13 protein-coding genes are annotated in these 14358 nt (G+C 51.0%); 6 read left to right on the forward strand and 7 right to left on the reverse strand.

Annotated features, from left to right (window positions below; genetic code table 11):
• Positions 1-65: 65 nt before the first annotated feature.
• Complete coding sequence (locus BLQ88_RS33520; protein ID WP_090157449.1) at positions 66-791, reverse strand: hypothetical protein; 726 nt, start codon at positions 789-791, stop codon at positions 66-68.
• A gap of 220 nt (positions 792-1011) precedes the next feature.
• On the opposite strand from BLQ88_RS33520, the gene BLQ88_RS33525 reads away from it, so the two are divergent.
• Together BLQ88_RS33525 and BLQ88_RS33530 are read left to right on the forward strand one after the other, a co-directional pair.
• Positions 1012-3315, forward strand: a complete 2304-nt coding sequence (locus BLQ88_RS33525) for a TonB-dependent receptor (protein WP_229212975.1) — start codon at positions 1012-1014, stop codon at positions 3313-3315.
• A gap of 52 nt (positions 3316-3367) precedes the next feature.
• Positions 3368-3922 carry a hypothetical protein gene (locus BLQ88_RS33530; RefSeq protein ID WP_090157393.1) on the forward strand — a complete coding sequence of 185 codons (555 nt, stop codon included), beginning with the start codon at positions 3368-3370 and terminating at the stop codon, positions 3920-3922.
• A 57-nt stretch (positions 3923-3979) separates the two neighbouring features.
• On the opposite strand, the gene BLQ88_RS33535 is transcribed toward BLQ88_RS33530, so the two are convergent.
• The gene (locus BLQ88_RS33535) at positions 3980-4390 is read right to left on the reverse strand and encodes a Fur family transcriptional regulator (protein ID WP_090157394.1); all 411 of its coding nucleotides are present in this window, start codon (positions 4388-4390) and stop codon (positions 3980-3982) included.
• A gap of 192 nt (positions 4391-4582) precedes the next feature.
• Here BLQ88_RS33535 and BLQ88_RS33540 point away from each other — a divergent pair, with 192 nt between their 5' ends.
• Positions 4583-4978: a MerC domain-containing protein gene (locus BLQ88_RS33540; RefSeq protein WP_090157395.1), complete on the forward strand. Its 396-nt coding sequence runs from the start codon at positions 4583-4585 to the stop codon at positions 4976-4978.
• Here the strand turns inward: BLQ88_RS33540 and BLQ88_RS33545 are convergent, their stop codons facing one another.
• Positions 4979-6193, reverse strand: coding sequence for a serine hydrolase (locus tag BLQ88_RS33545; RefSeq protein ID WP_229212976.1), 1215 nt, complete (start codon positions 6191-6193; stop codon positions 4979-4981).
• A 151-nt stretch (positions 6194-6344) separates the two neighbouring features.
• Here BLQ88_RS33545 and BLQ88_RS33550 point away from each other — a divergent pair, with 151 nt between their 5' ends.
• Both BLQ88_RS33550 and BLQ88_RS33555 read left to right on the forward strand, forming a co-directional pair.
• A complete protein-coding gene (locus tag BLQ88_RS33550; protein WP_090157397.1) occupies positions 6345-8063 on the forward strand; it encodes an IlvD/Edd family dehydratase in 1719 nt (572 codons plus the stop codon).
• A 58-nt stretch (positions 8064-8121) separates the two neighbouring features.
• Positions 8122-8913 (forward strand): SDR family NAD(P)-dependent oxidoreductase, encoded by a 792-nt coding sequence (locus tag BLQ88_RS33555; protein WP_090157398.1) that lies wholly within the window; start codon positions 8122-8124, stop codon positions 8911-8913.
• 8 nt (positions 8914-8921) lie between these two features.
• Here BLQ88_RS33555 and BLQ88_RS33560 read toward each other — a convergent pair whose 3' ends face one another.
• The 4 genes from BLQ88_RS33560 to BLQ88_RS33575 all read right to left on the reverse strand — a co-directional run bounded on the left by BLQ88_RS33560 (position 8922) and on the right by BLQ88_RS33575 (position 13282).
• Positions 8922-9629, reverse strand: coding sequence for a hypothetical protein (locus tag BLQ88_RS33560; RefSeq protein ID WP_090157399.1), 708 nt, complete (start codon positions 9627-9629; stop codon positions 8922-8924).
• A 76-nt stretch (positions 9630-9705) separates the two neighbouring features.
• Positions 9706-10299 carry a gliding motility lipoprotein GldD gene (gene gldD / locus BLQ88_RS33565; RefSeq protein ID WP_090157451.1) on the reverse strand — a complete coding sequence of 198 codons (594 nt, stop codon included), beginning with the start codon at positions 10297-10299 and terminating at the stop codon, positions 9706-9708.
• 126 nt (positions 10300-10425) lie between these two features.
• Positions 10426-12267, reverse strand: a complete 1842-nt coding sequence (glmS, locus tag BLQ88_RS33570; RefSeq protein WP_090157400.1) for a glutamine--fructose-6-phosphate transaminase (isomerizing) — start codon at positions 12265-12267, stop codon at positions 10426-10428.
• A gap of 208 nt (positions 12268-12475) precedes the next feature.
• Positions 12476-13282, reverse strand: coding sequence for a glycogen/starch synthase (locus tag BLQ88_RS33575; RefSeq protein ID WP_019941941.1), 807 nt, complete (start codon positions 13280-13282; stop codon positions 12476-12478).
• Positions 13283-13488: 206 nt separating this feature from the next.
• Here BLQ88_RS33575 and panC point away from each other — a divergent pair, with 206 nt between their 5' ends.
• Complete coding sequence (gene panC / locus BLQ88_RS33580) at positions 13489-14331, forward strand: pantoate--beta-alanine ligase (protein ID WP_090157401.1); 843 nt, start codon at positions 13489-13491, stop codon at positions 14329-14331.
• The last annotated feature ends 27 nt before the right edge of the window (positions 14332-14358 follow it).

A 14358-nucleotide genomic window follows, 5' to 3' on the forward strand; every position in this document is an offset into this window, starting at 1 on the left:
GGAATCAGGCTTGAAGAAATTTAAGCCTACATATTTGAAAACAAATACCTGATCCGTTGGCTGCGCTAGCGGATCAGTTTTATTGTAATACCATTCACCACCATCGTCGAAATCGTCAGAATGCCGTAAGCGGCGCCGATGGGCATTTGCGGCACGAGCCAGGCCACTCCTACCAGGAAGGCTACAAAGCCATATCCGGCCAATAGTAGTCCGTACAATATCCGGATCGTCGCGTCGGAGCCTTGTTGTGAATGTGTGAAGACGGCCAATGTGGAGGTCATGATCGGAAATGGCGTCAGTAAGCCGCTCCAAGTCGGGCCGAGGAAATCGGCGGCTTGTGTAACCACCACCACGAACAATGTAGCGACGAGCATTCGCAATGGAATGTCCCAGGAAGGCTGTTTCTTAAAATCGGCTTTTGTTTTTGGTTTTGGAAAGAAATATAAAACCAATGTCAGCACGACCAGATTCATTCCCACGCCTGCTGTAAGCGAAATGTCCCTTCCTAACGACAACAATGCAATAACAAAAAACGCAGCGTAGCTAAGCAAAACGGTCGGTAACCAACGCAGCCGTGCCGAAAGCGATGCATATACCAATGCAAAACACATTGTTCCAATGGACCCGAGTAATGCGGAAGATATCGTGGAAGCTGCGAATGCAGCGCCATGCTCCAATGTGATGAAAAAGGAAATCGGTCCCGCGATCCAGGGAAACCCGCCGATCCAGCCGCCCAGTCCCTCGCCCCATTTGCGGACGGCCATTGTTACCCCGGCAATGAGCGGGGGCATCAGCATGATTTTAGTTAAAAGCAGGTCGGACAAGGATTAAATGCGGCAAAATGAAGCACAAATTTACATTTAACGACCTAATCCGCTGAAACTTTGAGAAAATACTTCCGGATTTTAATTGCAACACAGTTGCAATATCTTATTTTTGCAACGTTGTAACAAAAAGAACGTAACCCGCTCCCCGCGCATACGCATGCCCGCAGTCAGATTTTCACTCCTTATGCTTTTGCTATCGCTTTTTTCGCTGGTGGCCATCGCCCAGAAACCGGCTTGCGAATGCTTTGTGAAGGGAGTCGTGAAAGACCGGCACACCGGCCAGCCGATTGTGGGCGCAACCGTGCTGATCGTCGGGCAGAGCAACGGTGTTTTTACAGACGAGAATGGACGCTACGAGTTAAGAAACCTTTGTCCCGGGAATTACACATTGGAATGCCGCATTATCGGCTATAATCCTTTTCAGCAAAAAATCGACCTCACGGCAGGGCACGAAGAAAACTTCAACCTGCTCGAACAGGAAGTGCATCTAAAAGACGTCGAGATTACCGCGCACCGTACCGACGCCCCCTCCTCGCAGCCATTGACCACGATTTCAGGGGCTGATCTCGACAAAACACGCGGACAGACATTGGGAGAAAGCCTTAAAGGCGTGACCGGCGTTACGACGCTGCAAACCGGCTCGTCCATTGCCAAGCCCGTCATTCACGGCCTGCATAGCAACCGCGTGCTGATCATGAACAACGGCATTCGCCAGGAAGGCCAGCAATGGGGCTCCGAGCACGCACCGGAACTCGACCCGTTCATCGCGACGCGCATTTCGGTCGTGAAAGGCGCAGCGGGCGTGCGGTACGGCTCCGATGCGATCGGCGGGGTGATATTGGTAGAACCGGAAGAGTTGCCCGTGGATAAACCCATTACCGGCGAACTGAATGCGGTGGGCTTTTCCAACGGCAGGCAAGGCGTATTGTCCGGCACTGTGCAAGGCGGGCTGAACTTCGTGAAAGGATTTGGCTGGCGGGCGCAGGGCACCATTAAGCGCGGCGGCAACATCCGTACACCGAATTATTTCCTCGATAATACAGGAATCAGCGAAAACAACTTCTCGCTCGCGGCGGGTTACCGTCATAAAGGATTAGGAATCGATGTGTTTTACAGCCGTTTTGACACTCAAATAGGTATTTTCTCCGGCTCGCACATTGGAAGCGTCACCGATTTACTCAACGTTATCAAGAATGGCGAACCGTTCGTCAAATCCGGGTTCAGTTATGCCATTAACCGGCCTAACCAGAATGCAACGCACGAGTTGCTTAAAGCCGAGACGCATTACCACTTCAACGACGGCAACCGCATTCAATGGACGATCGCGCGGCAGTACAACAACCGCAACGAGTTCGACCTGCACCGGCCTCGGAACGACAGCATAGCGGCCCTTAACCATCCTGAACTGACATTTAAACTCACTTCCTTGACAAACGACGTGGTCTGGGACCACAAACCCATTGCCGCGAAAATCAGCGGGCAGGTTGGTGTGAGCACATTATACCAATACAACCTCATGAGCGGCCGCCCGCTGATCCCCAATTTCAACCAGTTTAACATCGGCCTGTTCTGGATCGAACGGTACGTGACGAGCAAATGGGAGCTCGAAGCCGGCCTCCGCTATGATTACCGGACGCTGAAAACCTACCGGATTGTGAACCGCGAGAAAATCGCCGACCATTTCGATTTCGGCAACTTTTCGGGAACCGCGGGTGCTACACGTAATTTTTCCGAACGTTTTTCCGCACGTGTGAACTTGGGTACGGCCTGGCGCGCACCTAACGTGAGCGAGCTGTTCAGCGACGGCGTGCACCACGGCGCGGCTGCCTACGAGAAAGGCGACGCGACATTGCAACCTGAAAAAGCATTGAATTCCATCGCCAGTGTGAAATACGTCGCGCCGAAATGGAGCGTCGAGGTTGGTGGTTATTACAATTACATTTTTGATTTTATATACCTGAAACCCCAGCCCGAGCCCATTCTGACGATCCGGGGTGCATTTCCTTACTTTAAATACACCCAAACCGACGCCTCATTCAAAGGCATCGACGTGTCGGGAAGCTGGGAGTTTATGAAGCGCACCACCGTTTCGAGCAAGCTCACGTACCTGCGCGTGTACGACGAGCGGAACGACGGATACCTGGTCATGATTCCACCCAACCGGTTGGATAACGCATTGAAATACCAGCTCGCCGACCGCGGCAAATGGAAGGACGGGTTTATATCGGTCGGTAACCTGCTGGTCGCCGAGCAAAAACGGGTTCCTGCAAACAGCGACTTCCTGCCCCCACCGAAGGCCTACTCGCTATGGAGCCTGCAAGCCGGCGCGACGCTGAAAGTATCCGAAAAACAACAGCTGGAAATCGGTATCAATGTGCAGAATGTGTTCAATACCGTTTACCGCGATTACCTGAACCGCTTCCGCTACTACGCCGACGATATGGGCCGCAATGCGTCGCTCCGCCTGAAATGGAAGTTCGGCGCTTGACGAAGCGCGGCCCGATAAATGAATTTTAATACAATACTAAAACCTATTACGTATGAAAATGAACCGTAAGCTGACCTGGATGCTGCTCGCCGCAATGACTACTGCATTTGTGCAATGTAAAGATTCAGGCGAAGACTTAAAGCCGGACGACGAGAACGAACTGATCACTTCCGTGACATTGAAGTTCATCGAGCAAGGCACGTCCAATGTGAGCACTTTCTCCTATAAAGATGCCGATGGCGATGGTGGCAATGCGCCCACCAAATTTGACACGATTGCCCTGAAACCGAATACGACTTATACATTGGCGATTGAGCTGCTCGACGAAAGCAAGTCGCCCGCCGACGACATTACCAAGGAAGTGGAGGAAGAATCCGACGAGCATTTGTTTGTGTACACGCCTACGCCGGCAGCACTTTTGACCTACACCTACGGCGATAAGGACAAAAACAACTACCCTATCGGCCTTACCGGCTCAGCAAAAACCGGCGCAGCAGGGGACGGAAAGCTGAAAGTGCAGCTACGTCACCAGCCGGGCGCCAAAAACGGCACGCCTACGCCGGGAAGCGATGATGTGAACCTGGATTTTATATTGAAAGTGAAATAAACCGTAAAATTGAAGTGAAACAAAAAGGGATCAGCCGTATGACTGATCCCTTTTTGTTTAGTTGCATTTGGGACAAACGCCCTGTATCAGCAGATTGAAATGTTCGGGATGATAACCCTCCGGCAAATTAACCGCCGGAATGTGCAGGTTTTCGAGGCAGTTGGTTTCACCACACTCGCTGCATTTGAAATGGATATGATCGTGCTGGTGCTTTTCTTCCGAGCAGTTGTGCGAGCATAATGCGTAGCGCAAGCCTTCGTCGTCGAGCACCTTGTGTATAATGCCCTTTTCGAGGAACGTTTTGAGCGTTCTGTATATAGTTACACGGTCGTAATTCTCTCCCAACGCGCCTTCCAGGTCACCGTGCGATAATGCGTTTTTCCGATTGATAAATGTTGAAAGCACGTCTTCCCGGCACGTGGTCGTGCGCAGGTGGTGTACTTTCAGCGTTTCTCTTAACTGGTCCATTGTTACCAACAGTTTGATAAATTCCTCCCCTCTAAAACCTTTCCCGCCAAAGTTAAGTTCTAACCGGTTCAAATTCCAAGGATTCCGATTACACTTTCATGGATTGAACAGCCGCAGACTAAAAATATTCTGCAACCCCGTTGCAAGTTCGGAGCAAGGGTGTTATTTTTGCAACATTATTGTATGTAGGAAATGAAAGCAGTACACTCACATGGCAGGGCCGACTACATTGGGATCTTAGGGTCCGTGTTGTGCATTATCCATTGCATACTGGTTCCCGCATTGGCATTGGGCTCGTCGGTAGCGACGCATAACCACGCGCATGTCGGCCTCATTTCGCTCGATTACCTGTTTATCCTCATCAACGGCATCGCCGTTTACTACGCCACCCGCGATCACCGTTCGCTCGGCGTCCGCGTTTTGCTTTGGGGCGCATTGGCCGTCTTCGCTGTTTCACTCATCTTTGAAGGACGTCATCAGGTGTTTGCCTGGCTGGGTTATGTGGGCTCGTGCCTGCTCATCGTCGGCCACCTCATCAACCTCTACATTTGTCAGATCGCCCCGCGGTTGAAGTTCAGAACCCGGTAATCACTTATCATATTCCACTTCAAAACGGCTTAAATCCGGGCGGTTCGGACGTTTCCGATCCAGCTCGTATTCGAAAAGCGTTTTGCCCAAATTCGCCATGAACGGAAAACCGACCGTATCATAATCATATTTATCGTCGTTGAAAATCCCGTCCTCATTGCAGTAGATTACAGCAGTTACCATAAACTCGATCCCTTTCTCGAAATCGGCGATGTACGCATTATCCAACAGGAAGCCATAAGCGTCGCCGCATTTGTTGAATAGCCGGATATGGCGCGGCAAACGCGTTTTCGTTGCCCCGAAAAGCAGGAATTTCACAAAACCATCGTAGTAATCATCGGTATAGCTCGCCGGGTAGCTAGTTTCAACCGGGAATTGCGACATATACTGGTACATAAACCGGTAATCGTCCTCGGTCAGATTGAATCGCTGCGATGCCGGCACCTGGTCTGGGAAAAATAGTGTTTTCAGCAGCCGGTGCTGCTCTTCGAGCGGGAAGAAGTTCTTTTTGGTAAAATCAAAAGGCTCGTTCACCAATGCACCGTCTTTCATGTAGCCTTTGCCCAACATAATGGGCCCCGGCGCATTGAATTCTTTCTCGTCATATCTGGCGGGTTGTTCGAAAACGATTTTGCCGTCCTTTTCAAACCGGATGGGGTTGGTATAGCGATTGTTTTCTGGCCCGATGGGCGATTCGAGACGGTGGAGAATGCGGGTATCTTTGAAGCCCTTCCTATGCAGGCTGTCGTTAAATTCCTGCTGACCTATCAACTCGTACAACCGGTTGAATGCATCATTATCACTCGCCAGCAATATCTTTTTGGCATAATGCGCCACCGACGGCATACCATCCTCGGAACTCGTGTCCGCCTTCACGGCCGTCTGCTCGGGCCTCACGGCGTCCGTAAACATCGGCGTATATTTGTCGACACCCAGTTTATTCAGCTTTTCCAATGCCAGCGCGACCGCCGGCAGCTTAACCGTACTGGCCGGATAAAAATATTCACCGGTATTAACCCGGTAAGCATGCGTAGTAAAATGCGGGATGTTATTTTTATTCCTGTCGATTTTCGTGTACAGGACCTGCACCTTGTATTTTTCCGGATCTTTCAGGATCGCCGAGAAGCGCTCGGGGTGCCTTTTTAATAGTTTTTCAATGAAATTATCCGCGTGATACTGTGCGTAGGTTGGCAGGGCTGCCAGTTGTAAAGACAAGAGAAGCAACAGTTTATAATTTCTAAAAAAGCGCATGGATTACTATCGGGCACGTGTTAGCCGAATATACGATTTTTATTTTAAAGGGTATCCGGAATTAGTTTTTACTCCCGGGCTCCTTTTCTGAGGAGATATAAACAATGGCGAAATAATGGAAGAAAACAAGTTGCGCAGCAGGGGCTGGTTTGGCAAATCGGGTAAGGACGGGTTCATTTACCGCGCCTGGATGAAAAACCAGGGTTACCCCGCTGATGAGTTTGAAGGACGGCCGGTAATCGGCATTTGCAATACATTTTCGGAGCTCACGCCCTGCAACGGGCATTTCCGCGAGTTGGCCGAGTCGGTGAAACGCGGCGTGTGGGAAGCTGGCGGCTTTCCGCTCGAATTCCCGGTCATGTCGCTGGGCGAAACGCTCATCAAACCGACGGCAATGCTCTACCGCAACCTGGCGAGTATGGACGTCGAAGAATCCATCCGCGCCAACCCGATAGACGGCGTGGTACTCCTTTGCGGCTGTGACAAAACAACGCCCTCGCTCGTAATGGGCGCCGCGAGTGTGAATATTCCTACCATCGTTGTTTCCGGCGGGCCAATGCTCACCGGTCGCTACCGCGGGAAAACCATTGGTACCAGCGACGTCTGGCGTTTCAGCGAGCTGCACCGCAAAGGCGAGCTCACGCAGGAAGAACTCTACACCGCCGAAGCCTGCATGTGCCGCTCCGACGGCCATTGTGCGGTAATGGGTACGGCTTCCACGATGGCCTGTATGGTGGAATCACTCGGATTGACATTGCCTGAAAACGCGGCGATACCCGCAGCGGACTCGCGGCGGAAGGTGCTGGCGCATTTGTCGGGCCGGCGCATTGTGGATATGGTGAAGGAAGATCTCCGTATGTCGCAAATTCTCACGCGCGAGGCATTCGAGAACGCGATCATGATCAATGCGGCGATCGGCGGTTCTACCAATTTTGTAATTCACTTGCTCGCCATCGCAGGCCGTATTGGGGTGGATTTGCATTTGGATGACTTTAATGATCTCTGTAAAAAAGTGCCGCTGCTGCTCAATCTGCAACCTTCGGGTGGGTACTTTATGGAAGATTTCTACTATGCAGGCGGTTTGCCGGTGGTGATCAAGGAACTGAGCAACATATTGCACCAGGCGGTGATTACGGCTAATGGTAAAACGATGGCCGAAAACTCGGCGAGCGCGGAATGCTTCAATCCGGAAGTGATCGGCACCATCGCCGAACCGATAAAGGACCTGACCGGGCTGGCCGTCGTGCGAGGTAATTTGTGCGAAAACGGTGCGGTAATCAAACCCTCGGCCTCATTGAAACCGGAATTAATGCAGCACCGCGGTAAAGCGATCGTGTTCGAGGATATCGACGATTACAAGCTCCGCCTGGACGATCCGAATCTCGATGTGGATGAAAACAGCATTCTGGTTTTGAAAAATGTAGGCCCGAAAGGCTATCCGGGCATGCCCGAAGTCGGCAATATGTCGTTACCTAAAAAGCTGCTCGCGCAGGGCGTGATCGACATGGTACGCATTTCCGACGGACGAATGAGCGGTACCGGTTTTGGAACGGTTGTTTTGCACGTGTCGCCGGAAGCGGCCGTGGGCGGTAACCTCGCATTGGTGCAGGACGGCGACTATATCGAACTCGATGTGGAAAACAGAAAGCTGCATTTGGAGGTGTCGGACGAAGAACTGGCACGCCGGAGAATACTCTGGAAGCCGCTCGAACTGGGCTACAACCGTGGTTACGTGAACCTGCACATCGCACACGTAACGCAGGCGCACGAAGGCGCCGATCTCGACTTCCTTAAAGGCGGCTCGGGTGATAAAGTAACGAGAGATTCGCATTAACAGATCGGGGAATGTGATAGCCGAACAGCCCATTCCCCGGCAACAAATTAGCATTACAATGAGTAGTCAACTTTTTGATAACCACGTTGCTATCGTCACCGGTGCCGGACAAGGCATCGGTTTTGAAATAGCGAAACAACTGGCCTGCCAGGGCGCAGGGGTTATCCTGAACGATACCAACAAAGCCCTGGCGGCCGAAGCAGCCAAGAAAATCCGTAGCAAGGAAGGAGAATGCGTAGCGTTCGCGGGCGACGCTTCCCAACCGGAAGTGATCGACGCGATGGTGGACGAGGCCGTGAAATGCTTCGGCAAATTGACACTGACGGTGTGCAATGCAGGTATCACCCTGTTTGGTGATTTCTTCGAATACCCGGTTGAAAACCTGCGTAAAGTACTCGAAGTGAACCTGATGGGCTCTTTCCTGCTCACACAGGCGGCGGCGAAGCAAATGCGGAAGCAGAAATCGGGCGGGAGGATATTGCTGATGTCGTCCGTCGTAGGCCATCAGGCGCATCAGTACCTCGGCGCGTACGCGATGACCAAAGCCGGATTGGAAATGCTTGCCAAAAGTCTTGTGATAGAACTTTCCCCGCACGGGATTACCATCAATGCCGTCGCGCCTGGCGCCACTTTAACTGAACGGACGCAGGCCGAAGATCCTACTTATCCCAAAACCTGGTCGGCGATTACGCCCATGGGTAGACCGGCTATTTGCGAAGACATTGCCAATGCCGCATTGTTCCTGCTATCGCCGCATTCCGGCCACATTACAGGGCAAAGCCTGATCGTCGATGGCGGCTGGACGTCCGTAAGCCCCCTGCCCGATCTGAGCAATATGAATGTGAAATGATTTTGGGATTACTCGCCTGAAAAAAGCTGCGCTTCCAGGTCATCGATGCTGCCGTCTTTCGAAAAGAACAGCTCGCGTGGCTTGGCAGCGGTGCTTGGGTTGGCGGTCATGAAGCTCCGGTACTGATCGTCGGTAATGATTTTAAGCCCGAGTGCGCGTTTCAGCACCATCGGGAATGGTACCTTGAAGAAATTGGCGATATCCGATGCCAGGAAATCAGGGATTTTGGAAATATCATTCCTGAAAAAACTCTCTACCTCGTCGAATTGCAGCAATGCCTCGAAAATCAGCTGCTCCGAGCGCGCGGCAAGCGACGTAGTATTCGCGTAAATTGTATGCAGCCCAAGCGAAACGGTCAGCAAATGAATGTGGTAATTGCGTTCGTTAATGTCCGACGCCGCATTTACGAACACCCACCCTTTCTGGTGATAAATAGCCGAAAACCCTTTGAAAAGCGGGTCTACATTGTGCAGTTGCGCGATTTTAATGCCGTCGGGGTACGGCAGCTTGTGCCCGATCTGGTGCACGATGTCTTGCGCGTAAGAAATGTCGGCCACCTCACCGGCCGGTTCGATCATCCAGTCGCCATTCACCAAACCTTCGAACAGATGATCCGCAATCCGCTGGCTTTCTACTTGTCCCAAATGCAGGACAATGCGGTTACCGCGGACAGAATAATCGAGAAGGAGCTGGTTTTTGGGTTGCTTTCTGGGCATATCGGGGGTAGTTGTTGAGGCGTGAACTTCAAAGATACGGCCTATCGGTTACCACCGCAACTCCCATCGGTTAAAATTATCGCCACTCCAATGTGTTGAGCAGTTGCAGCATATCTGCCTGTAAATAATCGATTACAGGTGCCAGCGAATCATTTTTAATAGCCGTTGGGAAATAGATAGCACCCCTTAGGAAATGCCCGGTACTGTCGGTCGTGTAGAACTGGTACGGGCTCGGCACATCGCCCTCGATTTTAAAGAGCAATGCCGTGCGCCCCGATTTGCCCAAAACCCGCTGTTCCTGGATCGACGACGCCCGGATCTGGTGTTTGCTGGCCAGCTTGTAGCTATCGTCGATGAATGCTTTCAGCAATGCGGGATTGTTATTGAGCGGCTTGTAGGTAATCTGGATATTGGCCTTAAACTGCGGGTAACTGATGAAAATCCAGTCCTTTCCAGCTGTTTTGAATGTATCCGGTTCCACCACCGCATATTTGGAATATTCGAAAGAATACGGATGCCTTTCGGTCAACGGGCGGTAGGAATGTTTGGGAAGGTCGATGCGGTTGTAGCCTTTGGGTTTTGGAATGTAGGTTTGCTCCCCTTCTTTTTTACAACCTGATAATAGAAGAAGCGAGGCAGGCAGGATAATGCTGAAAATGAATTTGTACATAAAGTCGGTCCCGTTGGCAAACATGCGCAAAGCTAACGAAAACAGCCGTTCATTCATTTTATCCAACCCTGAAAACGAAAAAGCGAAACCATCAAAGACAGTCTCGCTCTCCGGCGTCCGCCCCTGCTACTCTACGGTGACAGATTTGGCAAGATTTCGCGGCTGATCTACATTCCGGCCCCGCATTACTGCAATGTAGTACGATAGCAGTTGCAGCGGGATCACGGAAACAAGCGGCGTCAGAATTTCATGTGTATTAGGCACTTCGATCACAAAATCGACCATGCCGGGGATCAATGTATCGCCTTCGGTCACGATCGCGATCACACGGCCTTTGCGGGCTTTCACTTCCTGGATGTTCGACACGATCTTTTCATAAGAACTGTCTTTCGTAGCCAGGAAAACCACCGGCATATCCTCGTCGATCAATGCGATCGGGCCGTGTTTCATTTCGGCCGCGGGATAGCCTTCGGCGTGGATGTAGGAAATTTCTTTCAATTTCAATGCACCTTCCAATGCCACCGGGAAATTGAAACCGCGCCCCAGGTAAATGAAGTTGCGCGCATAAGTGAATATGAATGCGATCTCCTTGATTTTGGCCGCATTCTCGAACACCTTCTCCACTTTGGCAGGGATCGTTTCGAGCTCGATCAGCAGTTGGCGGTATGTTTCCTCGGAAATGGTGCCTTTGCGCTTCGCTACGGCAATGGCCATCAGCGTGAGCACAGTCACCTGGGCCGTGAATGCCTTGGTACTGGCCACACCGATCTCCGGGCCCGCGTGTGTATAGGCGCCTGCATGCGTAGCGCGGGCAATGGACGAGCCCACCACGTTGCAAACTCCGAATATCGTCGCCCCTTTCGACTTCGCGAGTTCGATCGCCGCCAGGGTATCCGCCGTCTCGCCGGATTGCGAAATGGCTATTACAATGTCGTTTTCTTTGATCACCGGGTTCCGGTAGCGGAATTCCGACGCATATTCCACCTCCACATTGATCCTCGCAAGCTCTTCGAACAGATATTCGGCTACCAGTCCGGCATGCCACGATGTACCGCAGCCGACGATTACCACGCGGTCGGATTGGGCTATCTTATCGAGGTAGTCGTTGAGGCCGCCCAGTTGCAGGTGCGCGTCGTCCGCACGCAGGCGACCGCGCATGGAGTCGGCGATGGAGCGGGGCTGTTCGAAAATTTCCTTGATCATGAAATGGTCGTAACCGCCTTTCTCGATGGTTTCGAGCTCCATTTCGAGCTTTTGAATATATGGGGTCGTTTCTGTGGTGCTTTCCAGGTGTTGAATGCTGAGCTTGCCTTCGCTGATCACGGCCACCTCGTAATCGTCGAGGTACACCACGTCTTTGGTATACTCGATAATAGGCGTCGCGTCGGAGGCGAGAAAGTATTCGTTTTCACCCACACCAATCACCAGCGGGCTGCCTTTACGTGCCGCAATGAGTTGACCGGGATGGTCGACGGACAAAACAACGATCGCATAAGCGCCTACCACTTCCTTCAATGCAAGCCGCACAGCATCTTCGAGCGATGCGCCGGTTTCCTTTTGTACATCCTCTATGAAGTGGACCAGCACTTCGGTATCCGTATCGCTCAGGAATTTGTGGCCTTTGCCGACCAGATTCTGTTTGATCGATGCGTAGTTTTCGATGATGCCGTTATGGATGATCGACAAACGGCGGTTGTTGGAGTAATGCGGGTGGGCATTCACATCGTTAGGCTCACCGTGCGTAGCCCAGCGGGTATGCCCGATGCCGATCGTCGCGGGGAGCTGTTTGCCATTCAGCTCGGATTCCAGGTCTGACACCTTTCCCTTCTTCTTGTAAATATTCAATTCGCCATTTTCCAGCAACGCGATTCCGGAGCTGTCATAGCCGCGATATTCCAGCCGTTTCAGACCTTTCAAGATTAAGGGATATGCCTCTCTGCCCCCTACATAAGCCACAATTCCGCACATATTCTTAAAATATTTTAAATTCTGTGTATGTGATTGATTGGGGCAAATAAATGGCAAACGGTGGTCGTTAGCAAGCTAATTTTTAATTTAATACTAAAAAATATCCAATTTATTAACAGTGCTCGAACACACGAAACATTCCTGAAAAACACAAAAAAGCCGGCGACTCCGAGAATCGCCGGCTTTTCTGCCCTGTGAAATCTATCTGTTAGCTTACCAGATCATTGTAGAGATTGTAATACGACTCCGAGAAATTCTCATCTTGCTCGTCGAGCTGTACGCGTTTCGGCGCATTGTTGAAAATTTCGTTCAGACTCGCGCTGCAATGTTCTTCGGCTTTCAGCACCGCGTCGGCATAAGCACATCCGATTTTGACAAAACCTTCGAAATCGGCAGAATGCAAATGCGCCAGCGCTTCGTCGCTCACGTCCATAGCCTTGGCCTTGCTCTGCAAATCTGCATCGAATTTATAGTCAAATGCATTATTGTGTACGGTAAACACACTTTTCGTATCCTTAAACATCGGATCGTTACGGTAGGTGGTTTTAAGGTACAATGGAATCAGAGCCGTCATCCAGTCATTACAGTGCACCACGTCAGGAGCCCATCCCAGTTTCTTAACTGTTTCCAAAACACCCTTGCAAAAGAAGATCGCACGTTCGTCGTTGTCATCGAAGAAGTTATTTTCCTTATCGAAGAAAACGGATTTGCGATGGAAGTAATCGTCGTTATCTATAAAATAGACCTGCAACTTCGCATTGGGAATCGAAGCTACTTTAATGATTAGCGGCTTTTCTTCATCTCCTACGGTAATATTGATTCCTGACAGTCGAACTACTTCATGAAGCCTGTTTTTGCGTTCGTTGATCAACCCGAAACGCGGAACGAGTATCCTGATTTCTGCTCCCTTTTCCTGCATTGCCTGAGGAAGTTTTCTAACGTAATCGGCAACATCGGTTGTTTGGAGGAAGGGATTGATTTCACTGGCTACATACAAAATTCGTAGTTTCTCCATAGATCTTTTAGCAGTTTGTGAAAAAAAGTTTTGCAAAATTATACAAAAAAAATGGCAATTTCAAAAGATATTCCAAACTAATTGTCATATTGCGCCCAGTTTGGGATTTCCCTGTCCTGATGTTTCCATAATCTGCTTTACGGTTAGTGCTATCTTGAAAAAGCAATCGTAGCCCGCAGGTTACTCCCTCAGTTTTCGAATTTTACATGGAAGTATTCACTTCGGTCAAAAGCCTTCGCCAATACCTGGATCAGCAAGTTTTACAGCAGAAAACCATAGGCCTCGTGCCGACGATGGGAGCCCTTCACAAAGGCCACATTTCGCTGATCGAAGCCGCGAAAAAAGACACCGATATCGTCGTTTGCAGCGTATTCGTTAACCCGACGCAATTCAACAATCCCGAAGACCTGGCCAAATACCCGAGAACATTCGAAGCCGACCGCATGATGCTGGAAGATGCAGGCTGCTCGGCGGTTTTTGCGCCGTCCGTGGAGGAAATGTATCCCGAACAGCCCGTCGTGAAGATGAACTTCGGCGCATTGGAGACTGTCATGGAAGGTGCTTCGCGGCCGGGGCATTTCAATGGCGTCGGCATTGTGGTTTCGAAGCTGTTCAACATTGTGAAACCGCACCGCGCCTATTTCGGGCAGAAGGATTTGCAGCAGGTTTCGGTGGTGCGCCAGCTGATAAGCGATCTTGGTTTCGGATTTGAGCTCGTAATATGCCCTACCGTTCGCGAAACGGACGGCTTGGCGATGTCCTCGCGTAACACACGCCTCAATGCAACCGAGCGGGCGATCGCGCCGCATATCTACCGCATTCTCGCAGCCGCGAGCGAAGACCTGCGCGCAGGCAATCACGTGAGCGAAGCCATTAGCTGGGCAAAAAGTGAATTCGGGAAGATCAGAGAATTCACCCTCGACTATTTTGAAGTGATCAATCTTAAAACCCTGCTACCCATTGAAAAAATAGGCCCCGCAGGTTCGAACGCGATCTGTGTAGCGGCTTTCCTCGGCCCGGTGAGGCTGATCGACAATATCATATTCTGATCCGGATTTTAAAAACCTTGGAAATGC

This window comes from Dyadobacter soli (genome assembly GCF_900101885.1).
Classification (GTDB): Bacteria; Bacteroidota; Bacteroidia; order Cytophagales; family Spirosomataceae; genus Dyadobacter; species Dyadobacter soli.